General features: G+C 64.9%; 21 protein-coding genes. 6 read left to right on the plus strand and 15 right to left on the minus strand.

Going from position 1 to position 25,767, the window contains the following annotated elements; all coding sequences use genetic code 11:
• Window positions 1-6 precede the first annotated feature (6 nt).
• The 3 genes from RCH11_RS04135 to RCH11_RS04145 all read right to left on the minus strand — a co-directional run bounded on the left by RCH11_RS04135 (window position 7) and on the right by RCH11_RS04145 (window position 2,151).
• Window positions 7-399, minus strand: coding sequence for a hypothetical protein (locus RCH11_RS04135; protein ID WP_327055716.1), 393 nt, complete (start codon window positions 397-399; stop codon window positions 7-9).
• A gap of 151 nt (window positions 400-550) precedes the next feature.
• The gene (locus RCH11_RS04140) at window positions 551-1,912 is read right to left on the minus strand and encodes an FAD-binding oxidoreductase (protein WP_327055717.1); all 1,362 of its coding nucleotides are present in this window, start codon (window positions 1,910-1,912) and stop codon (window positions 551-553) included.
• Window positions 1,909-2,151, minus strand: a complete 243-nt coding sequence (locus RCH11_RS04145) for a hypothetical protein (protein ID WP_327055718.1) — start codon at window positions 2,149-2,151, stop codon at window positions 1,909-1,911. Before RCH11_RS04145 ends, RCH11_RS04140 begins: the two co-directional genes overlap by 4 nt.
• A gap of 106 nt (window positions 2,152-2,257) precedes the next feature.
• On the opposite strand from RCH11_RS04145, the gene RCH11_RS04150 reads away from it, so the two are divergent.
• A complete protein-coding gene (locus RCH11_RS04150) occupies window positions 2,258-3,730 on the plus strand; it encodes an AlkA N-terminal domain-containing protein (protein WP_327055719.1) in 1,473 nt (490 codons plus the stop codon).
• Window positions 3,731-3,776: 46 nt separating this feature from the next.
• Here RCH11_RS04150 and RCH11_RS04155 read toward each other — a convergent pair whose 3' ends face one another.
• Complete coding sequence (locus RCH11_RS04155; RefSeq protein WP_327055814.1) at window positions 3,777-5,243, minus strand: aspartate ammonia-lyase; 1,467 nt, start codon at window positions 5,241-5,243, stop codon at window positions 3,777-3,779.
• A gap of 475 nt (window positions 5,244-5,718) precedes the next feature.
• Between RCH11_RS04155 and RCH11_RS04160 the strand changes: the two genes are divergently transcribed.
• Together RCH11_RS04160 and RCH11_RS04165 are read left to right on the plus strand one after the other, a co-directional pair.
• On the plus strand, window positions 5,719-7,086 hold the full coding sequence (locus RCH11_RS04160; protein ID WP_327055720.1) for a DUF2510 domain-containing protein: 1,368 nt from the start codon (window positions 5,719-5,721) through the stop codon (window positions 7,084-7,086).
• A 48-nt stretch (window positions 7,087-7,134) separates the two neighbouring features.
• Complete coding sequence (locus tag RCH11_RS04165; protein ID WP_327055721.1) at window positions 7,135-8,610, plus strand: MFS transporter; 1,476 nt, start codon at window positions 7,135-7,137, stop codon at window positions 8,608-8,610.
• Between the two features lie 76 nt (window positions 8,611-8,686).
• Here the strand turns inward: RCH11_RS04165 and RCH11_RS04170 are convergent, their stop codons facing one another.
• Window positions 8,687-9,091 (minus strand): hypothetical protein, encoded by a 405-nt coding sequence (locus tag RCH11_RS04170; RefSeq protein ID WP_327055722.1) that lies wholly within the window; start codon window positions 9,089-9,091, stop codon window positions 8,687-8,689.
• A gap of 353 nt (window positions 9,092-9,444) precedes the next feature.
• Between RCH11_RS04170 and RCH11_RS04175 the strand changes: the two genes are divergently transcribed.
• Window positions 9,445-10,854, plus strand: coding sequence for a maltokinase N-terminal cap-like domain-containing protein (locus RCH11_RS04175; RefSeq protein ID WP_327055723.1), 1,410 nt, complete (start codon window positions 9,445-9,447; stop codon window positions 10,852-10,854).
• Between the two features lie 6 nt (window positions 10,855-10,860).
• Here RCH11_RS04175 and RCH11_RS04180 read toward each other — a convergent pair whose 3' ends face one another.
• Window positions 10,861-13,032: a DEAD/DEAH box helicase gene (locus RCH11_RS04180; protein WP_327055815.1), complete on the minus strand. Its 2,172-nt coding sequence runs from the start codon at window positions 13,030-13,032 to the stop codon at window positions 10,861-10,863.
• A 494-nt stretch (window positions 13,033-13,526) separates the two neighbouring features.
• Here RCH11_RS04180 and RCH11_RS04185 point away from each other — a divergent pair, with 494 nt between their 5' ends.
• A complete protein-coding gene (locus tag RCH11_RS04185; RefSeq protein ID WP_327055724.1) occupies window positions 13,527-14,489 on the plus strand; it encodes a phosphodiesterase in 963 nt (320 codons plus the stop codon).
• 41 nt (window positions 14,490-14,530) lie between these two features.
• Here the strand turns inward: RCH11_RS04185 and RCH11_RS04190 are convergent, their stop codons facing one another.
• Window positions 14,531-16,120 carry a stealth family protein gene (locus RCH11_RS04190; RefSeq protein ID WP_327055816.1) on the minus strand — a complete coding sequence of 530 codons (1,590 nt, stop codon included), beginning with the start codon at window positions 16,118-16,120 and terminating at the stop codon, window positions 14,531-14,533.
• Window positions 16,121-16,450: 330 nt separating this feature from the next.
• Window positions 16,451-16,822 carry a DUF6804 family protein gene (locus RCH11_RS04195; protein ID WP_327055725.1) on the minus strand — a complete coding sequence of 124 codons (372 nt, stop codon included), beginning with the start codon at window positions 16,820-16,822 and terminating at the stop codon, window positions 16,451-16,453.
• Window positions 16,823-16,861: 39 nt separating this feature from the next.
• On the opposite strand from RCH11_RS04195, the gene RCH11_RS04200 reads away from it, so the two are divergent.
• A complete protein-coding gene (locus tag RCH11_RS04200; RefSeq protein ID WP_327055726.1) occupies window positions 16,862-18,187 on the plus strand; it encodes a M20/M25/M40 family metallo-hydrolase in 1,326 nt (441 codons plus the stop codon).
• 18 nt (window positions 18,188-18,205) lie between these two features.
• Here RCH11_RS04200 and RCH11_RS04205 read toward each other — a convergent pair whose 3' ends face one another.
• From RCH11_RS04205 to RCH11_RS04235, 7 genes are all read right to left on the minus strand, one after another.
• Window positions 18,206-18,799, minus strand: a complete 594-nt coding sequence (locus RCH11_RS04205) for a GDSL-type esterase/lipase family protein (RefSeq protein WP_327055727.1) — start codon at window positions 18,797-18,799, stop codon at window positions 18,206-18,208.
• A 99-nt stretch (window positions 18,800-18,898) separates the two neighbouring features.
• Window positions 18,899-20,407, minus strand: a complete 1,509-nt coding sequence (locus RCH11_RS04210) for an SDR family oxidoreductase (protein ID WP_327055728.1) — start codon at window positions 20,405-20,407, stop codon at window positions 18,899-18,901.
• 72 nt (window positions 20,408-20,479) lie between these two features.
• A complete protein-coding gene (locus RCH11_RS04215) occupies window positions 20,480-21,259 on the minus strand; it encodes a CAP domain-containing protein (protein WP_327055729.1) in 780 nt (259 codons plus the stop codon).
• 73 nt (window positions 21,260-21,332) lie between these two features.
• Window positions 21,333-22,199, minus strand: coding sequence for an aldehyde dehydrogenase family protein (locus tag RCH11_RS04220; protein ID WP_327055730.1), 867 nt, complete (start codon window positions 22,197-22,199; stop codon window positions 21,333-21,335).
• Window positions 22,196-23,704 (minus strand): aldehyde dehydrogenase family protein, encoded by a 1,509-nt coding sequence (locus tag RCH11_RS04225; protein ID WP_327055731.1) that lies wholly within the window; start codon window positions 23,702-23,704, stop codon window positions 22,196-22,198. The genes RCH11_RS04220 and RCH11_RS04225 overlap by 4 nt, the downstream gene beginning before the upstream one ends.
• A gap of 5 nt (window positions 23,705-23,709) precedes the next feature.
• Window positions 23,710-24,714, minus strand: a complete 1,005-nt coding sequence (gene deoC / locus RCH11_RS04230) for a deoxyribose-phosphate aldolase (RefSeq protein WP_327055732.1) — start codon at window positions 24,712-24,714, stop codon at window positions 23,710-23,712.
• A gap of 4 nt (window positions 24,715-24,718) precedes the next feature.
• Window positions 24,719-25,690 carry a sugar-binding transcriptional regulator gene (locus RCH11_RS04235; protein WP_327055733.1) on the minus strand — a complete coding sequence of 324 codons (972 nt, stop codon included), beginning with the start codon at window positions 25,688-25,690 and terminating at the stop codon, window positions 24,719-24,721.
• Window positions 25,691-25,767: the final 77 nt, after the last annotated feature.

Below are 25,767 nucleotides of genomic sequence, written 5' to 3' on the forward strand. Positions count from 1 at the left end.
GCGGGATCAGGCATCGACCGGCACACGACCGACAGTGTTGACGAGGTTGATGGCGACGACCCGCGCGGCGAACGACAGGAGTGCCAGGCGTCTCCCCGGGGTGAAAGCTCCTTCGAGACGGGCGTAAAACGCCTGCGGGATGTCACGGGGGTTCGACACGATGAGCCGGCCCCAGTCGATGATCAACTGTTCCGTTTCGGTGACCTGGGGATGGTCCGGATCGTCCCCCGCCGCGGTGAGGATGTCGCGGAAATATCGTGTCGTCACCGCGGACCCGTACTCGTCGGAGATTGCGTAGGAGAAGAGCGTGACGGCACGTTCCCCGATCCACGGCGCGATTTCATCGCGGAGGGCGCGCCAGCCGAGGTCGTCGGCACGGGTGAGTGGCAGAAAATCCATGCGCTCAGCCTAGGAGACACCGGCCGGCGGTGGGGAAAGTAAAGGCGCACGTGTCATCCCCGCCCGTGCGGCCGCCTTCGCCGCCGGAACGAACCACCGCCGGCAGTGTCGGCGGCCTCGAGTTCACCAACCGCCACCTTCCGGAGCCGCCCTAAAAGACCTTGCCAGGGTTCAACACTCCGAGCGGATCGAACACGGCCTTGATCTGGCGTTGAATATCGAACTGGTCGTCACCGAGTTCATCCCGTAACCAATTGCGCTTCAGCAGGCCGACCCCATGCTCACCGGTCAGCGTGCCGCCGAGGCGAAGCGCTGCGGCGAAGAGTTCTCCCGCCGCCGTCCAGATCACCGCTGGCACCGATCCGTCCGCCTCCGGCTCGTAGACAAAGTTGGGGTGAAGGTTGCCATCTCCCGCGTGGGCCACCGTCGGGATGCTGATGCCATAGCGATCGCCGATCCGAGCTATTTCGGCAAATATCTGCGGCAGGGCACTTCGCGGCACCGCGACATCCTCGATGAGTACCGTGCCCTGCGCTTCGAGCGCCGGGTGGAACGCCCGCCGGATCGCGAACAGCCGCTCCCCCTCAGCCGGATCCGAGGTGAGTTCGGCCTCACCACCACCCCGGCGGATGATCTCGAGCGCGACGGCAGCCTCGTCGGCGCTTGCCGCGCCATCCGCCTGCAGCAGCAGAAAGGTGTTGCCGCGGTCCGAAAGACTTTCGCCGAGGTAAGCGTCGATGGCGGTGAGAGACGCAGCATCCATCAGTTCCAGGGCAGCGGGACGGATGCCGGCCGCGGTGATGGCGGCGCACGCGGCGGCCGCGGTCACCACATCCCCGAACCACGCGCCAATGGTCGCGACCGGTCCGGTCGGCAACGGCCGCAGTCGCACCGTGGCCTCGACGATCACCGCGAGGGTGCCCTCCGAGCCGATCATCAGAGCGGTGAGGTCGAGACCGGTCACGCCCTTCACGCTGCGGTGTCCGATGGTGAGCAACCGACCGTCAGCGAGCACGACCTTCAGTGCAAGCACGGACTCCCGGGTGACGCCATACTTCGCACAGAGCAGGCCGCCCGCGTTCGTGGCGATATTGCCACCGACCGTGGAAATCGCCCGGCTGGCCGGATCGGGGGTGAACCACAAGCCGTGGCTCGCGAGAGCGGCGTTGAGATCACCGTTGAGGATGCCCGGCTCGACGACGGCGAGCTCATCGGCGACGGACACCTCGAGGATGTGGTTCATCGCGAGGGTCGAGAGCACGATCTGGCCAGCGCTCGCGATAGAACCACCAGCGAGGCCGGTTCCCGCCCCTCGCGTCACAACTCCGACGCCGTGCTCCGTCGCGATGCGCAGGGTGGCCTGCACATCGTCGATCGATCGTGCCGTCACGAGGGCGAGCGGGGTGCTTCGGGAGTCGTGACCGGACTTGTCGGCGGTAAGTGGAGCGAGCACAGCGGCATCCGTCGAAACGGCGTCGCCAAGCAGGTCGCGCAGGGCGTCGATAACGGTCACACTGCTCCCTCTGACTCTGTGCGCTGAATCCGTGCCGCGTCGATCTGCGCCGGTGTCGCCGCGGGGTGCACCGCGGCGATCGCTCTCTCACGTCTCGTGCCGCCCGAGCACTCTTCGGTCGGCTCGGCGAGCAGCGTCTCGCACCTCTCCGGCGTGCGCTCCATTCGACTGACGAGTTCGAGAGTGGTAGTTCCGAGAATTGAGACGCCGCTGCCAACACGCGCAGGGTAGTTCGTCACTTCACGCCAGTCCTGATGTCGAGCCGTCCATCACGCCAGCGTAGACGTTTCGTGCGGTGTCCGATTCCCGCTAGCTGCGGTCGGCGGCCGGTGCGAGAGTTGACGAATGAGCACCGAATCCATCGCCAGCGTCACGAGCTCTGATCCCCGGTTCGCCGAACGGTACCGCGCGATGTCATCGCGCGACTCTCGATTCGACGGGCAGTTCATCACCGGCGTGCATTCGACCGGAATCTACTGTCGGCCGAGCTGCCCGGCGATGACCCCGAAGCCCTCGAACGTCACGTTCTACCGCACCGCCGCCGCCGCTCACCAGGCCGGGCTCCGTGCCTGCAAGCGCTGCCTCCCGGACGCGGTGCCGGGATCGCCAGAGTGGAATATCCACGACGACGTCGCTTCCCGGGCGATGCGGCTGATCGCGGACGGAACCGTCGACCGGGATGGTGTGACCGGCCTCGCCAAACGACTCGGCTACACGTCCCGCCACCTTGGTCGCGTGTTAGTGAACGAGCTCGGGGCGGGTGCGCTCGCACTCTCCCGTGCCCATCGCGCGCAGACCGCTCACACCCTGCTGTCGGGAACCGACCTGTCGATCGCCGACATCGCGTTCGCGTCGGGATTCTCCAGTATCCGTCAGTTCAACGAGACCGTGCAGGCGGTGTACGAGACCACTCCGACGGGACTGCGCGCGCGAACAGCCCGTTCCACGACGACGCGATCGCCTGAGGGTTCGACGACACCGATCACTCTGCGTCTGCCGGCTCGGCCTCCCTTCGACGGCGTCGGACTCATGGCCTTTTTCACGGCGCACGCGGTCAAGGGAATCGAGACAGCGGATGCTTCCTCCTTCGCGCGGGCCGTGCGCCTACCCGGCGGCGTGGCCGAGATTGAACTCCGGCTGGACGGACCGCAGGCAATCACTTGCACCGCCCGACTTGAAAACATTGCAGACCTCTCACCCCTTGTCTCACGGGTACGACGCCTGCTCGACCTCGACGCGGACTCCGCCGCCATCGACGCCTCGCTTTCGGCGGATGTCACGCTCGCTCCGCTGATCGCCGCCCGGCCAGGCATCCGTCTGCCCGGAAGCCTTGACATCGAAGAGACCCTGTTTCGCACAATGATCGGCCAACAGGTCTCGGTCGCTGCGGCCACGACTGTCGTCGGTCGCCTTGCGTCCGAGTTGTCCGCGACCCCTGGCCTGTTTCCGACCGCGGTCGAGATCGCGGAGAGCGCACCCGGCGTGGTGCGGGGTCCGGCGACCCGGGTGGCGGCCATCCTCGCCGTGGCACGCGCCATTGCGCAGGGCTCGCTCACCCTCGATGTGGGCCTTCCGGCCGAGGAGTTCAGTGCCCGCCTCACCGCGCTGCCCGGTATCGGGCCGTGGACGGCCGGGTATCTTGCGATGCGTGTGCTCGGCAATCCCGACGTGCTGCTCGCGAGCGATCTCGTCATGTTGGCCAGTGCTTCTCGTCTCGGCCTCCCGTCGACGGCACGATCCCTCGCCGCCCACGGGGCCCGATGGGCACCGTGGCGCAGCTACGCCGGCCTGCATTTATGGAGCGCTGCGGGGCGTTAGCGCACATCGGAACGGTAATTTTTCGCCCGCACAATCCCGCCGAACGTTATTCGGTATCGGTTTCCGGCACTGGAATTACCGTGATCACGCCCGTCAACGGCACCAGGCCACTGAGTCGCCCGGGCGAGAGCACGTGGGCAACCTGCTCGGCCGACATGAGTCCTGCTGACACCACGAGCTCGGCGATCGAGGCGTTCGTGGTGAGGGCGGTGTGGGCAAGAGAGGCGGATGCCGAATAGCCGATGTAGGGAGTGAGAGCGGTGACAACCCCCACCGATGACTCCACCTGGGCCGCGAGCCGCGAGATGTTTGCGCTGATGCCATCGACACAGTTCACCCGCAGCGTGTAGCAGGCGTTCGTCATCCAGGCCAGGGATTGCAGGATGCTGTGCGCGATCACGGGTTCGAAGGCGTTGAGCTGCAACTGGCCTCCCTCGGCGGCCGCGGTGACGGTGGCATCCGCTCCGATCACGCTGAAAGCCACCTGGTTCACCACCTCCGGGATCACCGGGTTGACCTTGCCTGGCATGATCGACGATCCGGCCTGGCGGGGTGGGAGGTTGATCTCGCCGAAACCGGCCTGCGGGCCGCTCGAGAGCAGCCGGAGATCATTACAGATCTTCGATAGTTTCACCGCAGCGCGCTTCAGCGTGCCGCTCAGAGTCATGAAGATGCCGGCATCCGAGGTCGCCTCGATAAGGTCCGCAGCCGTCTCCATGGGAATTCCCGTGACCTGCACGAGATGACGGCAGACGGCTTCGGCATAGCGCGGATCGGCGGTAATACCGGTGCCGATGGCTGTGGCGCCCATGTTGATCTCCATCAGCCACGGGATGGTCTCACCGAGACGGTCGTAGTCTTCGGCAAGGGTGTGGGCAAAGCCAGTGAACTCCTGGCCGAGCGTCATCGGCACCGCATCCTGCATCTGCGTGCGCCCCACCTTCAGCACTCCGGCGAACTCGACACCCTTACGGGCGAAGGCCTGGCCGAGAAGTCGGTGCTCCTCGAGCAGGCGCTTCACACCGAAGACCATTGCGAGCTTGATCGCAGTTGGATAAACGTCATTGGTGGACTGGCTGCGGTTGACGTCATCGATGGGGTGAAAGTGCGAGTAGTCACCGAATTCGTAGCCAAGGATCTCGAGCCCGCGGTTGGCGATCACCTCGTTGGTGTTCATGTTGGTCGAGGTTCCTGCGCCTCCCTGGATAACGCCGACCGCAAACTCCTCATGGAGGGCGCCTCCCACGATCTCCTCACAGACACGGTCGATGAGGTCGGCCTTGTCGGAATCGAGCACGCCGAGCTCCTTGTTGGCGCGTGCGGCAGCCTGCTTGACGCGGGCGAGCGCGCCGATGAGATCCCGATACACGGAGATCGGCCGGCGGGTGATCGGGAAGTTCTCGAGCGCCCGTGCCGTGTGGATGCCCCAGTAGGCATCAGCCGGAATCTCCATACTCCCGAGGGAATCGCTCTCGATCCGAGTGCGGATGCGCAAGCCATCCGCCCCGACCATGCCGGGAATGGCCGGAAGGTCGGCTACGGAGTCATCCGGCCGTGTTTTCTCGGCACCCTGCTCGACGAATTGGTCGCTCAACACATTCCCTGCATTCACTGTGGCTCCATTGCCTCGTGGGTTATCACTGCGTCACGGTCAGACGCAGTTCGCGCCCCAGCACTGCGCTGGATGTCGCGCCGCCGGTTCGATTGTGGCTCACCGACGATTCGAGTTTAGCGAGTGATCACTTTCCCCGATCCCCCATGCCCGCCGTGCCAGCCATGTCCGTTCGGCACCTTTTGCGGGCTCTGCGGGCGGCCGAGAGCGCTCGAACTGCGCCCACAACTGGGGCCAGCCCAGAGGTCGAAACCCCCGGTCAGACGCTTATCCGAACGATATGTTAAGCACACCCGAATATTTAGCGTGACCCGGGAGTGTTCGACTCAGAGCATTCCCAGTAATCTGGCCATGGAAGCCGACTGCGGGAGAGCAGATGTTCGAGGACGACGTGACAGTGCCAGCGGGCTGGTACCCCGACCCCATGGGTCTGCCCCAACTGCGCTGGTGGAACAATCACGCCTGGACCGAGCTCACCACGGAGGCCCGTCCGCCGCTGGTGATGCAGACACCGACCCGTCTCGCCTACGCCGACGAAGAACTACCAACACGGCGCCAGCAGCGTGAGCAGCGAGAGCGCGATGAGCAGTACGCGAATCTCGCCACCGACGAGGACGAAGCGCGGGATGGCGCGACGGCCCAGGCGCCACTCACCGTCACCCTGCGCGAGATTGATGCACCAATCGTCGCCGCAGCGGATGAGCTGCTGGTCCACGAGCCCCTCGCCGCTAGCCTGCCTTCACGATCCCTTCTCGATCGTGCCGACGGCTTCTCCGACGACCTTGACGATGACGCCGTGGACGCTGGCGACCGCAACCCCGCCATCGTCAACCTCGACACGATCAACTACGATCGGGTGGCTGCTGAAGCGGGCGAACCCGAGATCTACGTGCCGCGACCTGCCTTCGTCCCCACCGAGGGATCGGTGCTCGGGTCGCCGGTGACGTCCGTTCCCGACGCCGAGGCCCTCGCCTCTGTCGATGACCCCCGCTATTCCCACTCCGACGGCTCCCTCTTCCCGCCACGATCGGCAAACTCGACCGTCTCAGACGCCAGCGCCCGAAACCTCCGGCGGGAATTCGATCCGGAGGCCGAGGACGGGCCGCCCCCACCGCTCCAATCACTGCCGCGACTGCCGATCTACACGGCCCCGGTCTGGATCATTGCCCTCGTGCCGCTGGTGCTCCTCGTGCTGAGCCTCCTGCTCCTCCTCGGCTTCGGCTCGAGTCTCAACATGTGGGTCACGCCCGGCATCGCAGTGTTTTCTTACATTTTCGTCGTCGTCCTCGCGATTGTCGATCGGGCATCGCTCGGCCGCGCGGGCTATGAGCACCGCGCGAGTTGGGCGTGGGCGTTATTGACCGCACCGATCTATCTCGTGGTCCGCTCGATGAGCCTCGCGAAGGTGGGTTCGCTGGGATTCGCCCCGCTTCTTGTGTGGGCGGCACTCGGAATACTGCAGGCCGGTTCGGTGCTCGTCGTGCCCGGATTGGTCATCTCCGCGCTGCCCAATGTCTTCACCATGCAGGCGGAACAGTCGATCGCCTCCGACGCGTCCATCATCGGCGCGCACATCACGGTCGACTGCGCAAAGGCTCTCCCGGTTATCATCGGCCAGACCTTCACCTGCGCGGCGACGAGTCCAACCAATGATCCTTTCAACATCACTGTCACTCTGCAGCGTACGAACGGCTGGATCAACTGGCACGTGGACGACTGGGGCGTTTACACTCTTTCTCGCTGAAGGCGAGCGTGAGTTTCGGGCACTCTGGCTGAGGCTTAGAGTGGAACGATGCCCATTTCGTCGGACAGGCCTCTCTCCGCCGCCGAGCGCGCCCGGCTCAGCCATCGGCCGAGCGACCGGGCGATCACCACGACCCTCGCCCTCACCGGGTTGATCGCCGCATTCATGCAGACTCTCGTCACCCCGATCATCCCGCGACTGCCCGGCTTCCTCGACACCAACTCGGCAGACGCTACCTGGGTTCTCACGTCCACCCTGCTGGCGGCGGCGATCTCAACCCCGATCAGCGGCCGCCTCGGCGATATGTATGGCAAGCGTCGCGTCGTGATGGTGCTGTTGATGCTGATGGCCGGCGGGTCCATCATCTCGGCGCTCTCCAATACCCTGATCCCGATGATTGTCGGCCGGGTTTTCCAGGGGGTCGGGCTCGGCGTGATCGCACTGGGCATCAGCATCCTGCGTGATGTGATTCACCCGAAGAACCTCGGAGGCGCGGTCGCCCTGGTCAGCGCGACCCTCGGAGTCGGTGGTGCAATCGGGCTTCCGGTCGCGGCTCTCATCGCGCAGAACCTCGACTATCACTACCTCTTCTGGCTGGCCACTGCCCTTGCGGTCGTTGCCGTGATCCTGGTGGCTACCATTATTCCGGTGTCGACGCTCAGGGCCGGCGGCAATTTCGACTTCGTCGGGGCCGTCGGCTTCGCCATCGGACTCGTCGGCATCCTCCTCGCCATTTCGAAGGGCAGCGAGTGGGGCTGGACGAGTCCGATCACGCTCGGCCTTCTGGTCGGCGGCATCGCGGTGCTTGTCGTCTGGGCGTTCATCGAACTCAGGACCGCCGACGCACTCGTCGACCTGCGGGTGGCGGCCCGACGACCCGTGCTTCTGACGAACCTCGCGTCGATTTCGGTTGGCTTCGCATTCTTCATCACGACGGCCGCTCTGCCGGTGCTGCTCGAGGCTCCGACCACCACCGGGGTAGGCCTCGGCCAGACCCTCATCGTGTCCAGCCTCTGTCTCATGCCGCTCGGACTCGTCATGTTCGTGATGTCGCCGATCGCCGCGCGACTCTCGAATGCCCGGGGGCCTCGCACCAGCCTCATCCTGGGCGGCCTGATCATCACCCTCGCCTTCGCTATCGCTGTTTGGCTGCACAGCGAGATCTGGCACATCATCCTGGTGTCCACCATTGTGGGATTCGGTGTCGGCTTTGCCTACGCCGCCATGCCTACCCTCATCATGCGCGTGGTTCCGGCCACCGAGACTGCTGCGGCCAACGGGCTCAACTCGGTGATGCGCACCCTCGGTTCCACCGCCGCAGCCACGCTCGTCGGACTCATCATCGCTTCCCACCTGGTTATCTCCGGGGGCGTGGCGATCCCCACGACGGAGGCGTTCCGCATCATCTTCGCGATGGGCAGCGGCGTGGCCCTGGTCGGGGTGATCGTCGCCGTCTTCATCCCCCGGCGAGGCCACGAATACGGCACCACCGCGAGCATGCCGATCACCCTTCCGGAGTGCTGATCGGCCCAATGGATGCGCGCCAACGGGCCGCTTGCATGCTGTGCGATCCGAACGCTCTGCTCCCCGACAGGCTCGTTCAGCCGGCACCCAATACCAGTCGGAGCAGTGCAGCGGCGTACGCATCGGCAGGTTCGACGGCCACCCACTCCGAGCGCTCGTCGTTCACGACCAGGCCGACGGCGTAGCCGGTCGACGAGCGGGCCAGCGAATCGAAGGCGCCGCCGAGCAGCTGACGCAACTGGTCCTCGCGCGGCAGCCAAAGGGCATCTTCGATGGCCACGGAGTCGAGCGCCCATTCCGTGGTGCCATTGAAGCCGAGGATCGTGCCGGTCTCGAACTCGTGGGATTCGATCGTCATGTCGCTGACGACGAAGATGTCGCCCTCGAAGCCCTCTCGCGTGATTACAAACGAATCGCCGGAGGACGGGCGCCAGCGCACCCCGGCGAGACGCAGTTCGATGGCACGAGGCACAGAGATCATTCGGCCATTATGGGCCAGAGAGATGGGCAGCAGGCGTGATGTCAGACCGACCCGTGAAGTCCGGTTCCCTGGGGGCGACGACTTCGTACCTGCGAGAGGAAGATATCGGGCATACCCCCGTATCCCGACTCCGACTCTCGCGAAGTCGCCGCCACCCGGGTGTCCCCCGATGGTGCTGATTATTAGACTATGGGCTGATGAGACGGGTGTCTGCCCCCAGACCGGGGCTCCCCCAAAGAGGGGATGAACCCGACACTTCACGAGTATGTCAAGGGCTGTCTTGGCCCTCTCCCGCTGCGTAGGGTAAGGAGGGTCCCATTGTCGGCGCTAAGCGCCCCAGGCTGGAGGTGCCCGTGACCGGCGTTCCCGACTATCTCGAAGCCTGGATGACGCGGCAGCGCTGGTACGCCGGCAAGTCGCGCACACCGAAGCTCGAAGTCATCGGAGGGTTCGGGCTTGCCGACCCGAGCGGTACTGCAGTGATCCGTGTGTACCTGGTGCTTGACCATGCCAGGCATCCCGCGCTGTATCAGGTGCCCCTCACCGAGCGGAGTGAGCCGCTGCCCAATGCAGAGAGCGCGCTCGTCGCCTCATTCGACGTCGAGACCGGGCACCGCTATATCTACGACGGCCCGCACGACCCCGCCTTTGCGGAGGCGTTGCTCCGGCTGGTCCTGGATGGCGGCGAGGCTCATGAGACCGACGGGCCAGCGGGCGGCAACAGCGGCGGCCCGCTCGTCGCGCGCGGGCACCACGCCGCCTACTCGGCTCCCGTGCAATTCCTCTCCTCGCGCGTGCTGGCGGGGGAGCAGTCCAACTCTTCCATCATCTTTCAGACCGCAACCGCCGATGGCACACCGTCGACCCCGATAATTTGCAAGCTATTCCGGGCCCTGCACAACGGCGACAATCCGGACGTGACGCTCACCGAAGCCCTCGGTGCTGCGGGCAGCACCGTCGCACCCCGGTCGATCGGGCACGTGACGGGCCTCTGGACAGACAGCGGGATGCCTGACGGAATCGCCAGCGGCCACCTCGCCTTCGCTCAGGAATTCCTGCCTGGTGTTGAAGACGCCTGGCGGGTCGCGGTGCGGGCCGCGGAAGTGGCAGAAGACTTTACCGACCGAGCCCGGGCTCTCGGCGTGACCACCGCTGAGATGCACGAGGCCCTGCACTCCGCCCTGCCGTCCCGCGCGACCACTCCGTCAGATATCGCCACGACGGTAGCGAGCATGCGCTATCGCTTCGAACTGGCAGCCGCTGAAGTACCGGGGCTCGCCGAATATCGCCCGGCTCTCGAAGCCATCTACCGAGAGTCCGCCGCGAGCCCGTGGCCGGCCCTCCAGCGAATCCACGGCGACTTTCACCTCGGCCAAGTTCTCGCTGTGCCAGGGCGGGGCTGGGTCGTGCTCGACTTCGAAGGCGAACCGATGCGACCGATGAGCGAGCGCTCGCTTCCCGACATTCCGCTGCGGGATGTCGCGGGCATGCTCCGGTCGTTTGACTATGTCGCCGGATCCTTCGCGCTAGCGCATCCCGGGGAATCGGCCGCGGCCTGGGCTTCTGCGTGCCGCCGGGCTTTCCTTGACGGCTACATCGAGCGTTCCGGACTCGACCTGCGCGCACACCGTGCGGTACTGGACGCCTTCGAGATCGACAAGGCGCTCTACGAGGCGCTCTACGAAGCCCGCAACCGGCCGGGATGGCTGGCCATCCCGACCGCCGCCATCGCGCGACTGATCGAGCGGTCGACCTCGCCGTAGCGGCGGTCAGTCCTCGTCGGCCGCGTTGATCGCGTCGTCCAGAAGCGCCATCAGGGCGTCGAGCTGCACGCTCGACTCGCCCGCGATGTCGGAGTCTTCGCCGTCGAGGGCGCGCGCGGCCAAACCGGCCTTGCTATCGATGAGCTCCGCGATCTTCGCGTCGATCGTCTGTGAGGCGATGATGCGCCACGCCGTCACCGGCTCGGCCTGTCCGATGCGATGCACACGATCGATCGCCTGAGTCTGCTCCGCGCTTGTCCAGCTGAGCTCAGCGAGCACCACGTTCGACGCAGCCTGGAGGTTGATCCCGACACCGGCTGCCGTGAGCGAGGCCACGACCACCGAAACATCCGGATCGTTGTTGAAGGAATCCACCTGCTTCTGGCGGAACGCGGCCGTCTGGTCGCCGCGAATTGAGACTGTCTTGAGCCCACGCTTGGCCAGCGTTTCCTCGGCGATGTCCATCACGTCGATGTGCTTCGCAAAGAACACGACCTTGCCGACCGAGCGCGCGAGCTGGGCGGTGTAGTCCGCCGCAAGAACGGCCTTCGCCTGTCCGATCTTGCGAACCATGGTGAAGACGTTTTCTCCAGTCTTAGCGGCCTTGGATTCCTCGAGTTCGGCCTTCGCGACCATCCGCACCAGCTCGGGATGCGGGGTATCCGCGCTCTCGGAGCGTGCGGTGAGGAGTGCCCGGTAGCGCGACAGAAGTCGACGCGCCAGATCCCGCTCGGCCTGGCGAATGGACCGCCCGAGGTCGTCGTCGAGCTCCACCGGCAGGTCAGCGATGCGCTTAGCGGGCAGATCCGCTGCCACGTCGATCTTCTTGCGGCGCACGATACCCATGTCGATCACGGTCTGACGCGCTTCGGCGAAGAATCCGAAGTCGGCCGGTGTCAGGCCGTTTTCCTCCAACTCCTGCATCAGCCTCGCGGTCGGTTTCTCGCCATCGATCCAGCCAAGAAACTGCCAGATCGCGCGAAAGTCCTCGATCGTGTTGATGAGCGGGGTGCCGGTAAGAGCGATCATGAGAGCTCGAGGCGAACGAGCGCGGATACTCTTCGCGAGAGCGAGCACATTCTTTGATCGCTGCGACTCGCGGTTTTTAATGAAGTGGGCCTCGTCGACGACCATGCCCTTGAAACCGAGCGTCCCGAGCCAGCCCATGTGGCGGTCCAACACGTCGTAGTTCACGATCACGACGTCGGCGAATGCGTCAAGGTTTTCACCCGAGCCGTGAATGACGGTAGCCGAGCGCTGCGGAGTCCACAGCTCCACTTCCCGCGCCCAGTTCATCTTCACGACGTTCGGAACCACAACCAGCAACGGATAGGAGCTCGAGACCTGGGCGGCCAACAGCGCCTGCGCGGTCTTGCCGAGACCGGGCTCGTCGGCGAGGAGATAGCTGCGGTGACCCTCACGAGCGCTCGCGATGAACTCGGCCTGATGATGGAAAAGCTCGAGGCCGGCCGGCACCCGGAGGTCGGCCGTAGTCGGTTCCGGCAGGTCCATACTGGCGACCTGTCCGCCGGAACCGTACTCGAACGCGCGAAAGAGCGGCTCGAGAAGCTCCCAGTTGGCCAGGCGGTGGGTCGCGGGTGCGACTTTCACCGTCAGGCTGAAGTCGGGAGCAAGAAAGGGATTCGAGAGCTGGCGGGCAATCACCGATTGCGGCACGACCTGGCGCTCCGCTGCCGGCGTGACGGGATCGGGTTCCTTCACGATGATCAGTTCATCGGGCGAGAGCTCGGTACCCGCGGCGATGAGCATGTCCCGGCGAAGGGTGCGCGCCGCGTCGGTGACGGCGGTCTCTTCGGCGAGCAACTGGATGAGCGAGGTGTCCCGCGCAGCGGTCTTCGCGAGAATTGTTGCGACTCCATCGAGACGTTTGAGTACCTCGATACGCTCGGCATCCGTCACGTCCCGATCGGCCTTCGCACGCGCGCGTTCCTCGCGCATCAGAAGCGCAATCACCTGGAATTTGGTGCGATTCGACGGGCCGACCTTGCCTCGCTCCGCGGCACCTTCGACCTCGCGCACGGCTCGCGCGAGCACCGGGATGACGCCAGCGTCATCCGTGCCGCGTGACCGACGCTGCTGTGACTTTTGTGGCGCGGACTTCTGCCGTGGAGACTTCTGCTGCGCGGGCTTTCTGGACGATGACCGGCGCTGAGGCATCTTCCCGGAGGTTGCCTTACCCTGCATCGAATTCCCCTGCGTGGAATCCCCCTGGCCACCCTGGTTACGGGCGGACTGTCCCTGGCCGGACCGAGCCATGCTTCTCCTGCGTCTCAGAGCATCGTCTGCGCATCGACCGGTTGCCCTCGAAGGGGGTGTCCCCCGAGATGAGAGGCCGGTTGGCCGCGCGAGAAGGTGCCGATGGTGACCGAGTAATCCCGAATGAAGCTGCCACGAGGGCAGTACGCCGTCGCACGATCACGAAGTCGAACCCGTGGTGAGTCAGACAGCCGTGAATGAGACAGCGGTGAGTCGACATCCGGATACCGACAGTTCTCAAGCACCGGGGTCGAGGCAACAGACGGAATGATCGGATGCTGCCATTAGTTTAGGGCGTTCCGACCCACTTTGGTACACACGTCTCCCCGATCTGGGGATAGGGATCGCCGCAGTTTGTTCACCAACCGGCCAGCTTGGAGTGATGGGATTGGCACATGTCCGGTTACACGGCCCAGTATCCACGGCCCGACCACTTCATTGTCCACCTGAGCGATACCCATTTCGTCGCCGGCGATGGAGGGCTTTATGGCGGCTCAGTCGACAGCAAGACGCACCTCCGCCAACTCTTCTCCGAACTCGATGCCTCCGGGGCGCGCCCGGAGGCCATCATCATCACCGGAGACCTTGCGGATGTCGGCGATCCGATCGCCTACGAAGAATTGAAGGCGATAGTCGAGCCGGCCGCGCTCCGCTACGGTGCCACGGTCATCTGGGTGATGGGCAACCATGACGACCGCGGGGCATTCCGCACGACCCTGCTCGGCCAGCATCCGTCCACCGCTCCCATCGACCGGGTGCACTGGATCGGCGGACTGCGAGTCATCGCTCTCGATTCGACAGTCCCGGGTCACCACTACGGCGAGGTCACCGGCGCGCAGCTCGACTGGCTCGCCGAGGAGCTCGCCTCCCCCGCTCCGCATGGCACCATTCTCGCCATGCACCACCCGCCCATTCCGAGTGTTCTCGATCTCGCGGTACTGGTGGAACTACGCGACCAGGCCGGACTCGCCGAGGTGTTGCAGGGGTCCGACGTGCGAAGCATCATCGCCGGACATCTGCACTACTCGACCAACTCGACCTTCGCCGGCATCCCGGTATCTGTCGCCTCTGCCACCTGCTATACCCAGGATCTCAACGTTCCGGTCGGTGGCACGCGTGGACGCGATGGCGCCCAAGCCTTCAACCTTGTGCACGTGTACGAGAACACCGTGCTGCACTCCGTGGTGCCTCTCGGCCAGAATGCTGCGGTCTCATATGTGAGCGCCGCCGAGACGGCCCTCATCCTCGCAAGAAACGGCGTGGAGATTCCGGTGAGCGGCACCCTGCCGCCCTCTCCAGAGGTAGCGGTTACCGACGAAGAACTCCACCCGCCGACACGTGAACTCGTTATCGTCTGAGAAGACGAGTCAGCCGACTGTCGCCGTTCGGCGGAAGGCCCTCATCCGCTCGTGACGGGGCCGTCAAGGCCGAACCCGCCAGGCAGTTCCTCCTCGACCGGCCGCTCCCACGGGGCGGCGATCGGAAAGTACGAGTCGAGAAATGACCGCACGGCCGCGGCTCGTTCTTCGGCCGTCAACTCGGGAAAACTACCGTCATTGAGGCAGAACATGTCGATGTTGCGACGCTTGAGGAGGGTCGTCATCTCGGCGAGGCCGGCCCGCATCGTCGTGTCTACGTACCTGACCGTCGCATCCGTCTGTGCGACGGCGCGACCGGTGACCCATGCGTAGTAGTGATACAGCGAATTGGTGACCGAGATGTCCGTCGCCGACCGGAATGTGCTCGCAGCGGTGCGGCGAAAGTCCTCCGGGAACTCGGCCTCCAGCTGCTGCATCACCGACTTGCGCAGCGGAGTGGGCGTGTGTTCGAGGTGCCGCGTAATCGTGCGCCCGAAGCGCTCCTGAATGAGTCGGCGGTTCACCCTGGCAGCGTTCTCGAATCCGCTGCGGGCCAGATTGGACTCCCCCATGCCGATGCGCGTCGTCGCCTCGATGAATTTGGTTACGCCACCCGGCGAGAAGAACATGTCCGGTGAGACCGCGCGACCGAAGAACATGTCGTCATTCGAATAGAGGAAATGCTCGCTGAGACCGGGAATGTTATGCAGCTGGCTCTCCACGGCCTGCGAGTTATGAGTGGGAAGCACGGAGGGGTCAGCGAAGAACTCCTCACTCGGCACTATCGTGACCCGCGGATGCTCGGCGAGCCACTCCGGTCGCGGTGAATCGGTCACGATGTAGATGTTGCGCACCCAGGGGGCGAAGAGGTAAACCGAGCGAAGGGCGTACTTCAGTTCGTCGAGTTGGCGAAAGCGCGCATGGGAGTCGTCCCCCTCGCCGACGACGTAGGCCTTCATGCGACGAGCGCGGGCGCGCTGCCACTCGATGGCGGCGCCGTCCACCCAGGAGAAGACGAGGTCGATGTCGAAGTCGACGTCCTTCGCCTGGGGAGCGAACATTCCCTCGAGCGTCGGCCACTCCTGGCCATAGAGCTCGACCGTGCCTCGCACGGCCTCCTCGCGCGGCAGGGTCGTGCGCATCAGCGCATTCTCGTCGGGGGCAAGGAATGCATCTGCGCTCGACTTCCAGAGCTCGAGACGCACACCGGTCGCCGCGCCGTAGCGCAGTGCGCCCTCTGCAGTGATGCGGGGACGGAACAACACGACCGCGCGAACCTTCGAATCGAGCGCCAGCCGACCGTCCGCGAGTAGTACGGTGGCACCGCTGGATCCGTCGGCAGGCTTGGAGTAGAACGGTTCGTCGACGCAGGCGCGGGCAAGGGCAGTGCGCAGCACCTTGCGTTCGCGCCAATCAACCGCGAGCACAGGTCGGCTGTCATTGCCACGCACGAGGAGGAAGTCGATTCCCGCGACATCCAGCACAGACCGCACAAAGAGCAGGTCTTCGATCATCGCTTCCTGGGGAGTGGCCCCCGTATTGAGGAGAGCGAGGCGCCCCTTGGCGAGCACCAGATCGGAGCGCAACGACGGCGCGTCACGTTGGGGCGCGAGGTGCGCGGGGGGATGCACCGGTGTCGAGACGCCGCCATTCGATCCTCTCGCCGCCAGAATCGGGCGAGAGAGAGGATTTCCGTTCACAGTACCGTCGGTCACTTCGAGCCCAATCGTTCGAGCCCGATTCGCGGCCGCCGTGAGGCGCGAATCACCAGCCAAATACATTTTAGCCTGCCCGACCGGGTATCAGACTCGCCGTGATTCGCCGTAGTGGACGTTTCGACGAGCACACCGCCACCGAGGATTCCCCCGGCACGATGACGCGGCCAGGTGACACCCCGCGAGAACACGTCCGTGCTTCGACCGGAGAAGAAGCTCCCGCGCGTGGCTGCAGCAGGGAGGTAATTACCGGCGCACACCCGGCTTCGACCGGCTATTTCGATCTTCCGGGTTGACGACCTTCACCTGCAGTCCCACGGCGACGAACAGGAGTGCGGCTACGAACTGTGTGGCAACCCAGACCTGCCCGCTGAAGGCGAAGGGCCAGATCGGATTCCAGGCCACAGCAATTGCGGCGAGCCCGATAATCCACCACCATTGGCCAGCCTGCCAGGAGAATACACACATGATCAGTGCCAGGATCGCCACCCCGAACTTGATGAAGAGAAATCCACCGGGGTTGTCGATTAGCGCGAGCCCCGCGATCAGCACGATGGCCCCGAGAATGCCGGGAGCCAGAGCCGGACGTCGGAACTCGGGTGTCGGGTACGAAGTCATTGCACCATTCTCCCGCGCGCTGTGTTGCAGGATGGACCCATGGCTGATCCCGTCGCCCACTTGCAGGCCCTCGTGCGGCTCGCGACGATCTCGCGACCCAATCCATCAGACACCGACTGGGCGCCGTTCGACGCCCTCATAGCCCTGCTGCCTGACCTGTATCCGGCAACCCACGCCGTCCTGTCGCGCGAGCTCGTGATGGGCTATTCGATGCTGTACCGGTGGCGCGGGCGCACCGACGGTCCGCCAACGGTGTTCATGGCCCACTACGACGTCGTACCGGCGACGGTCGAGGGCTGGACGCATCCACCTTTTTCTGCCGAGCTCGTTGGAGCGGGCGACGACCAACTGATCTGGGGGCGCGGCACCCTCGACGACAAGGGCTCGCTCGCCTGCATCCTGGAGGCCGTTGAAGCGCAGGTCTTGGCCGGACATGAATTGGAAGCCGACCTCTACCTGAGCTTCGGTCACGACGAGGAGACCGAGGGCAGCGGGGCACGGGCGATAGTGGAACTTCTCGAGTCCCGAGGCATCCGCCCGTGCCTGGTGATCGACGAGGGGGGTGCTGTCGTCGAAGACATCTTCCCCGGCGTTTCCGGCCCGATCGCTGTCGTAGGGGTGAGCGAGAAGGGCATTCTGACCCTGACACTCACGGTCGACCAGCAGGGCGGTCACGCCTCGACTCCGCCGAAGCTGTCTGCGACGGCTCGCCTCGCCACCGCTATCGTCCGGCTGAACAACCGGCCCTTCCGGGCCGGATTCACCCCGACCACGAGTGAGATGATCCGAACGCTCGGGATGCATGCCTCCACCCCTCTGCGATGGGTCTTCACCAATCTCTGGATCACAAAGCCACTGCTGCTCCTGCTCTTCGGACGACTCAGCCCGGAGACGAGCGCAATGATTCGAACAACCCAGGCCGTGACGATGCTGAAAGGCAGCCAGGCGGCTAACGCGCTCGCGGAGCGAGCGGTGGCCACCGTGAACATCCGGGTCGCCATCGACTCGTCGGTCGCCGACGCGGTGAAGCACGTGCGCCGGGCGATCAACGATCCCCTCGTTCGGCTCGACATAGTCCATCCGAACGAACCTTCGCCGGTCTCGCCGACAAGCGGGCCGGCTTGGCAGCTCGTGCGCACGACGATCGAAGAGACGTATCCCGGAACGATCGTCACGCCCTATGTGATGATGGCGGCCAGCGACAGCCGCTATTTCACACGGATCAGCGACTTCATCTATCGATTCAGCCCGTTCGAGATGTCGACCGACGAGCGCGGCACCCTTCATGCGATCGATGAGCGGATGCACGTCTCCACGCTGCGACGCGGAGTCGCGTTCTACCTCCGGCTCATCGGCCAGCTGTGATTCCCGGGTTATGGAGGGTCAGCCCTGAGGGGTCGGTCGCGCGTAGTCGTCGAGCATGATCGCACGGATCGGGCTCGTCATCGGCGGAAGGTCCCGTAGTCGCACGAGAGCCGGACGAAGCTCCGAGAGCCAGGCTTCATAACCGGCCTCGTTGAGGTGCAGGCGGTCATCGGAGTAGGTCGGGTTCAGTTCACCGTCCTCTAGGGCCATCGTCGGCCAGAGGTCGAGGAACTGTGCGTGAACGGTGGCGGAAAACTGCCGCAGATGGATGTTCGCTTCACGGATACGGTCCGCGAATTCACGCCCGCGCGGCGCGATGGATTGCACAAGCATTCGAGATCCCGGAAGGTCGCGACGTAGTTCGACGAGGATCGATTGGATATTGCGCACCAGGCTCTCGACATTGCGGCGCATCCCGAGATCGTTGGTTCCGATCATGAGGACAATCTCATCGGGATTGAGCGCCACGACCGATTCGAGGCGACCGAGTACATCATCGGTAGTATTGCCACCGACACCCAGGTTGATGGCGTTGAGCTCGGGGAACCAGCTTTCCCAGGTGCCTCCCTGCGTAAGGCTATCTCCGAGAAAAACTACAGTGTCTGCAGTCAAGGCGTGACCTCCCAGGTCGCACCGTTTGGTTGGTGCGTGCCCTCCATCATGACTGGCGGCGCTGGGAAACGCTAGAGAGGAAGTGCCGCCGAGTCGTGTTCAGTGAGCAGCCCTGCTGTCGGCCAGCACCTGCGCCTCGGCCGTCTGCGTGATTTTGGTGGCCATCCCGGCGAAGATCACGCCATGGAACGGCAAGACACTGAACCAGTAGAGCCGCCCGCCGAGCCCCTGGGGAAAGAAGACGGCACGCTGGCGATACTGCGATCCTCCGTTGACCTCGTCGGGAGTCACGCTGAGTTCCAACCAGGCTCCCCCTGGCACTTTCATCTCGGCGCGAAGACGAAGGAATCGGCCGCGATCGAGCTCTTCGACCCGCCAAAAGTCCAGCGCATCACCCGCGTTGAGGTGGGCGGCGTTGAGTCGCCCGCGCCGAAGGCCCACGCCACCCACGAGTTTATCCAACCAGCCTCTCACCGCCCAGGCGATGGGAAAGGAGTACCAGCCGTTGTCTCCCCCGATGCCCTCGATGACCCGCCAGACCTGATCCGTCGGCGCCGTCGAGTGCAATTCCCGTAGGTCCGTGTAGACGGTTTGACCGGTCCACTCGGGGTCACTTGGCAGCCGATTGCTCGGTACATCGCTCACCGCTGCACCCAGCCAGCTGGTCTCAACCGTGCCATTACGCACGTTGCCGAGCGCCAGGCGCACCGACCGACGATAGGGCGTGAGCCCCCCCTCTGGATCGGGAATGAAGTTTTCGATGTCATGCTCGTGCACCACGCAGTCGTACTGCAACGACGCGATGATCGGCACGGCCAGGGCACGCGGGATCGGGGTGACCAGATTGACCCACTGGGAGGCGAGCCACGGGGTGAGCACGGGAAGAGCCGCGATGGGCCGCTGTTTGAGCCCGGCTTCGAGGGCATAGCCGTTCATCATCTGCCCGTACCGCAACACGTTCGGACCACCGATATCGAAGGTTCGGTTGACTTCGTGCGGCAGAGTGGCTGATTCCACCAAGTAGTAAAGAACGTCGCGGACCGCGATCGGCTGAATGAAATTACGCACCCACTGCGGCGCGGGCATATAGGGCAGCACGTCGGTGAGATGACGCACCATCTCGAACGAGGTCGATCCAGAGCCGATCACAACGCCTGCCTGCAGCGCCGCCGTCGGTACCCCGGATTCGAGCAGGATCCGCCCGACCTCCGCGCGGGAGCGAAGGTGAGGCGAGAGCTCACCGTCGGGATGCAGACCGCCCAGATAGACGATGCGCGAAACACCCGCGGCCAGCGCCGCTGTCGCAACATTGGTGGCGGCAGTTCGCTCGGTCTGCTCGAACTCCCCTTTCGCGCCCATCGAGTGAACGAGATAGTAGAGCACGTCGATGTCCTCGACCGCCTTGGCTACGGAGGGCGCGTCTCTGAGATCACCCTCGACGATCTCGACCTGGTGCGCCCAGGGGACGTCGATAAGCTTTTCCGGATTGCGTACGAAGACGCGAACGCGATAGCCCGCACCGATGAGCCGCGGCACGAGCCGACCGCCGATATAACCGGTCGCCCCGGTGACCAGCACCAACTTGCCTTTTTCAACTGCCTTAGCCATCTAACAATCCTAGGCATCCAGACTGAAAGTCGGCATGACGTCGAGACGGGTTGACTGGGCAGACCTGGGACGCTAGAAGCGCGGTGGTCGCCGACCCCGAATGCGCAGTCGCTGGCCGTAGATGCCGCCACCGATACCGATGACCACGAGGATGCCACCGAGAACGTAGCCGATGGGAAAGGGCTTCTGGGCAGCGGAAGCCACTGCGCTCAGAGTCACGGGTTCCGATCCGGGACTGGGTGGGGAGGCGGGCTCTGTGCGGAATGATGCCGTTGCTGCAGCGGGAGCGGCGGGAGCGGCTGCAGCGGGAGCGGGAACGGCTGCAGCGGGAGCGGCTGCAGCGGAAACTGGCGCTGGCGCTGGCGCTGGCGCTGGCGCACCAGCATGCCCGGCATATTTGCCGAAATCTTCGACGCCCCAGGTCGTGCCGTTCACCGTGACGAAGGCGATGCCGATGTCGGTGAAGTCGCCGAGGATGTTGGCACGGTGGCCGGCAGAGTTCATCCACGCTGTGTGCATCTCCGCAGGCGTGGGCTGGCCCATTGCGACGTTCTCGCCTGCCCGGCTCCAGCCTGAGGGGATTTGGGTACTGTAATCGGGGTTGTGGGTCATCGACTGGGCAGCGCCCATGTGATTCGCCCACTGCAGTGCCACGGAATCCATCGCCGGATTGTGGATGAGACCGGGAAGCCCCGCACTCGCGCGAGCCTGGTTCACCAGGGCGGCGATCGTATCCGCTTCGGATGCGGACGCGCTCGTCACGCCCACCGACGTCAGACCGAAGAGCACAAGCACTGCGACGACCAGGGCCGCCCGTGCGTGTCGTACCGTCAGATTCCCCCGATGCATCATTCGATCAGCCTAGACGCGCCAATCCACTCGCGGCGCGACCCCAAACCGGGGGCGGGCCCTCGCACGCCGGTCGTCAGATGATTCCCTTCGTGTGCCACACCGTCTTCGTCTCGGTGAAGAAGGTTATGCGCTCCACTGATGGCGTTGGCACGCCGCTTTCCGGAGGAAGAACGCGCTTGAGCGTCTCGGCGCCGGCGATCTGCAGGTCGATCCAGGTCAGGTCCCCGGCCAACTCGTCAGCTCCCGCCAGGTCGAGGGCGTTGACATCGGCGTGGCTCGCGAGCCAGGGAGCGATCTCGGCCGCAGACCCGGTGAGCACGTTGATCACTCCACCGGGCACATCGCTCGTCGCGAGCACCTCGCTCAGGCTGATCGCGGCGAGCGGAGCACGCTCGCTCGCCACGACCACCACCGTATTGCCACTTACCAGGGCGGGTGCGATGACACTGACCAGCCCGAGAAGACTCGACTCCTGCGGCGCGATAATCGCCACCACGCCGGTCGCCTCCGGGGTCGAGATGTTGAAATAGGGTCCGCTCACCGGGTTGCCGTTGCCGGCCACCTGCACGTACTTGTCCGCCCAGCCTGCGTACCAGACCCAAACATCGATGGCGGCATCCACCTGCCTCTGGGCGGCCGACTCGGAAAGACCCTCGCTGAGGCGTAACTCGTCCACGAATTGGGCGCGACGCCCCTCGAGCAGCTCCGCGATGCGGTAGAGCACCTGACCGCGGTTGTAGCCGGTGGCCCCGGCCCAGCCGGAGCTTGCGGCGCGGGCCGCGACGACAGCATCCCGGGCATCTTTGCGAGAGGCCTGTGCCGCATTCGCCAGGAACACGCCATTGGAGGTGGCGACCGGATAGACGCGACCGGATTCACTGCGCGGGAACTTGCCCCCGATGTAGAGCTTGTAGGTCTTCGGGACGGCGAGGCGGGTCATTTGGATGCTCCCTTGGTGAGCGCGGCGGACGAGGAACCCCGACCGGAGGACTCGAGAGCCGCACCGGTCAGATACGCCGCGAGGCCGTGCCGGCCACCCTCTCGGCCGTAGCCCGACTCCTTGTAGCCGCCGAAGGGGCTGGCAGGATCGAACTGGTTGAAGGTGTTGATCCAGACGACCCCGGCACGCAGCTTATCCGCCACACCGAGCACTCGGCTGCCGTTCGAGCTCCAGATTCCGGCCGAAAGGCCGTAGGGCGTGTTGTTCGCCTTCGAGATCGCCTCGGCGGGGGTGCGGAAGCTCAGCACGCTAAGCACCGGTCCGAAGACCTCTTCCCGTGCAATGCGATGACTCGTCGACACGTTGGTGAAGATGGTTGGCGCGAACCAGAATCCGTTCTTCGGAATCTCGCAGTCGGCGGTCCAGCGCTCGGCTCCCTCTTGCTCGCCGATGTTTGAGAGCTCGCGAATACGTTCGAGTTGGGCGCGGGAGTTGATCGCCCCGATGTCGGTGTTCTTATCGAGCGGATCACCGAGGCGCAGCGTCGAGAGTCGCGCCTTGAGCCGGTCGACCACCTCGTCCTTCACGTTCTCCTGCACCAGCAGGCGGGACCCGGCACAGCACACGTGACCCTGGTTGAAGAAGATGCCGTTGACAATGCCCTCGATCGCCTGGTCCATCGGAGCATCGTCGAAGACGATGTTCGCGGCCTTGCCACCGAGTTCAAGAGTGAGCTTCTTGCCAGAACCTGCCGTGGAACGGGCGATGGCGCGACCGACCGCGGTTGATCCGGTGAAGGCGACCTTGTTGACATCCGGATGATTCACCAGCAGTGACCCGGTGTCTCCAGCGCCCGTGATGATGTTCACGACACCGGCCGGGAGGTCGGCCTGCTGGAGAATCTCGGCGAAGATGAGCGCGGTGAGCGGCGTGGTCTCCGCGGGCTTGATCACGACGGTATTGCCGGCGGCGAGCGCTGGGGCGATTTTCCAGGCGAGCATCAGCAGCGGGAAGTTCCAGGGGATCACCTGCGCCGCGACACCGAGCGATCGCGGGTTCGGCCCGAGTCCGGCATAGTCGAGCTTGTCGGCCCAGCCGGCGTAATAGAAGAACCACGCCGCAACCAGAGGCACGTCGACATCCCGCGACTCCTTGATCGGCTTGCCGTTGTCGAGGCTCTCGGCGACGGCGAGTTCACGGGCGCGTTCCTGCACAAGACGCGCGATGCGGAAGAGATACTTTCCGCGGTCGGCGCCCGAGAGCTTGGACCAGGTGCGGGAGTAGGCGCGGCGGGCCGCGGCGACGGCGCGGTCGACATCCGAGGCATCCGCCGTGGCGATCTGCGCGATCTTCGCCTCCGTGGCCGGGGAAATTGTCGGGAAAGACTCACCGTGGCCGTCGGAGAATTGACCATCGATGAAGAGGCCGTAGCTCTCCCGGAGGTTGAGGATCGCGGTGGACTCGGGAGCCGGAGCGTAATCGAGGAAGCGGTTGGTTTCAGGCATTGTGGTCAGTCCACCGTTACGTAGTCGGGGCCGCTGTAGTGGCCGGAAGTGAGTTTTTGACGCTGCATAAGCACGTCGTTGAGCAGGCTGGAGGCCCCGAACCGGAAGAGATGCGGCTGGAGCCACTCCTCCCCCACGGTCTCGGCGACGGTGACGAGGTATTTGATCGCGTCCTTTGAGGTGCGGATGCCACCGGCCGGCTTGACGCCGATTCTCTCGCCGGTGAGGCGGTACCAGTCGTTCACGACCTGGAGCATGAGGAGCGTGACGGGAAGGGTCGCAGCGGGCGCCACTTTGCCGGTGGAGGTCTTGATGAGGTCCCCTCCGGCCAGGATCGCGAGCCAGGATGCCCGGCGCACGTTGTCATAGGTGGTGAGCTCCCCCGTCTCCAGGATCACCTTGAGGTGCGCATAGCTGCCATTCGCTCGCCGGCAGGCCTCCTTCACCGCGACGATCTGGTCGAAGACGAGTCCGTAACGGCCAGAGAGGAACGCCCCGCGGTCGATCACCATGTCGATCTCGTCGGCGCCGGATGACACGGCGTCCTTCGTGTCCGCGATCTTCACCGGGAGCGAGGCACGCCCACTCGGGAAGGCGGTGGCGACCGCGGCGACATGGATACCCGACTCGCCGCCCGCGGCTCCCAGCGCCTCGACCGCGTAGGGCACCATGTCGCCATAAACACAGACCGCGGCGACATGCGGCGCAGACAGGTCGGACGGATCGGGGATCATCGCCTTCGCAACGAGAGACTGCACCTTTCCGGGGGTGTCAGAGCCTTCAAGCGTTGTGAGGTCGATGAGCTCAATGACCTTGTCGAGCGCCCAGGCCTTGGACGTGGTCTTGATCGAGCGGGTGCCGAGCGAGGCGGCGCGGGCCTCGAGGCCAACGGCATCCACCCCGGGCAGTCCCTCGAGATGCAGCCGGAGGCTCTTCTCGGTAAGGTCGCCGCCGATGAGCTGGATCGCACGCTCGGCGGGGGCGAGCGATATCGCCTGTTCGATGGTCATGCTGTCAGCTTCTTTCCTGGAGTGTGGTGCCGGAATCCGGATTATCGAGAACGGCTTTTGCGGTCGCCTCGTCGGTGATAAAAACTGAGCAGAGCGAACTCGAGACGACCGCTCGGGCGATCGCCTGCTTCGGCCCGCCCGAGATCACCGCGATCGCCAGGGCTGCCGAGCGAAGCTGTGTCAGGGAAATCCCCACGGTACGCCCGTCGAGCTCGTTGTCGACGATGTTGCCGTCCGCGTCGATATAGCGGCCAACGACGTCGCCGACGGCGCCCCGGCTCACCAGTTCCGCGACATCCTCAGGACTGAGGTAGCCGCTGTCGACCAACACGGAGCTCGCATCTGCCACGCCGGCGCTGTAGAGATAGGCGGATGCCCCGGCAGCTCTCTCAAGCACCCCGGCGACAGTGCGGTCGGCTTCGATCGCGAGTCGGGTCTTGCGGTGCTCAAGGATCGCCGGACTCGGCAGCAGCGTGGCCTGCCCTCCGCCGGTGCGGGCGATCACGACGGCGGTTGACGCAGCAGTTCCCGCTCGTCGATTGAGGCTCACACCCCCATTGATCTGCACGACGTCGACGCCCCTCGCCCAACCGTCTGGGAGGTGCTCGGCGATTGAGTCGAGGGTGCGGCCCCAGCTCACACCGAGCGTTGCCGGCGGCGGACGCAGCGCGCGCAGGTAGTCCGCTGCCGCTTCCGCAACCCGGTCGGCCACGCTCGATCCATCGGCAGCCGAGGGAACCACCACGGCGTCCACCAACGAGAAGCGCTCGCACAGCTCTCGTTCCATCGAGTGTTTTCGCGCCCGGGGGTGAACGATTTCGATTCGAACGATTCCGAGTTCGCGCGCTTGGGTGAGCAGCCTTCCCACTTTCCAACGGGTGAGACCGAGGAGGACGCCAATCTCATCCTGGGTCTTGTTCTCTTCGTAGTACAATTCGGCGGCGCGCACGGACAGCAGCTCCACTGTCGTGGTCACAGCGCACCCCCGTCCGAGTCGTTCACCCAACGCTATGCCGTCGTGTGGCCTGTTTCAACATCTGCGCGCCAACTGCT

The sequence above is a fragment of the Glaciihabitans sp. GrIS 2.15 genome, assembly GCF_035984695.1.
Taxonomy (GTDB): domain Bacteria; phylum Actinomycetota; class Actinomycetes; order Actinomycetales; family Microbacteriaceae; genus Lacisediminihabitans.

Coding starts and splice junctions, on each gene's coding strand:
- RCH11_RS04180 (WP_327055815.1), bottom strand. CDS start 13,032: ATGCCTCAGCGCCGGTCATCGTCCAGAAAGCCCGCGCAGCAGAAGTCT.
- deoC (WP_327055732.1), bottom strand. CDS start 24,714: ATGACCATCGAACAGGCGATATCGCTCGCCCCCGCCGAGCGTGCGATC.
- RCH11_RS04185 (WP_327055724.1), top strand. CDS start 13,527: ATGTCCGGTTACACGGCCCAGTATCCACGGCCCGACCACTTCATTGTC.
- RCH11_RS04150 (WP_327055719.1), top strand. CDS start 2,258: ATGAGCACCGAATCCATCGCCAGCGTCACGAGCTCTGATCCCCGGTTC.
- RCH11_RS04135 (WP_327055716.1), bottom strand. CDS start 399: ATGGATTTTCTGCCACTCACCCGTGCCGACGACCTCGGCTGGCGCGCC.
- RCH11_RS04220 (WP_327055730.1), bottom strand. CDS start 22,199: ATGACCCGCCTCGCCGTCCCGAAGACCTACAAGCTCTACATCGGGGGC.
- RCH11_RS04225 (WP_327055731.1), bottom strand. CDS start 23,704: ATGCCTGAAACCAACCGCTTCCTCGATTACGCTCCGGCTCCCGAGTCC.
- RCH11_RS04195 (WP_327055725.1), bottom strand. CDS start 16,822: ATGACTTCGTACCCGACACCCGAGTTCCGACGTCCGGCTCTGGCTCCC.
- RCH11_RS04165 (WP_327055721.1), top strand. CDS start 7,135: ATGCCCATTTCGTCGGACAGGCCTCTCTCCGCCGCCGAGCGCGCCCGG.
- RCH11_RS04215 (WP_327055729.1), bottom strand. CDS start 21,259: ATGATGCATCGGGGGAATCTGACGGTACGACACGCACGGGCGGCCCTG.
- RCH11_RS04200 (WP_327055726.1), top strand. CDS start 16,862: ATGGCTGATCCCGTCGCCCACTTGCAGGCCCTCGTGCGGCTCGCGACG.
- RCH11_RS04155 (WP_327055814.1), bottom strand. CDS start 5,243: ATGGTCGGGGCGGATGGCTTGCGCATCCGCACTCGGATCGAGAGCGAT.
- RCH11_RS04210 (WP_327055728.1), bottom strand. CDS start 20,407: ATGGCTAAGGCAGTTGAAAAAGGCAAGTTGGTGCTGGTCACCGGGGCG.
- RCH11_RS04170 (WP_327055722.1), bottom strand. CDS start 9,091: ATGATCTCTGTGCCTCGTGCCATCGAACTGCGTCTCGCCGGGGTGCGC.
- RCH11_RS04160 (WP_327055720.1), top strand. CDS start 5,719: ATGTTCGAGGACGACGTGACAGTGCCAGCGGGCTGGTACCCCGACCCC.